Genomic DNA, 230 nt, shown 5'->3' with positions numbered 1-230 from the left:
ACGGGTAAAGCCACATTTTGCTCACGTAGCCAAAACTCAATGTGATTATACGGAGCCCGAGACATTAGAGCACATTATGGGGAAAAAGCTGTTAAAAACGTGGATTGAAATGATTTATCCTTCGAATGTGACTAGACAAGAATATTATTTGGAAGAGATTGGGCAACGAGCGGATATTATTACTATTTTTCCGGATGGACATCGACTTTGTATTGAATTTCAATGCTCAC

1 protein-coding gene is annotated in these 230 nt (G+C 38.7%); it reads left to right on the top strand.

The annotated features are described in order from the left end of the window. Positions 1-230, top strand: a 230-nt coding sequence (locus tag SB754_RS23350) for a competence protein CoiA family protein (RefSeq protein WP_410784613.1), incomplete at both ends; no start/stop codon positions are given.

The organism is Leifsonia sp. SIMBA_070, from assembly GCF_046534635.1.
Lineage (GTDB): Bacteria > Actinomycetota > Actinomycetes > Actinomycetales > Microbacteriaceae > Leifsonia.
The sequence above is the reverse complement of the archived record's forward strand: the minus strand, read 5'-3'. Positions and strand labels throughout refer to the sequence as shown.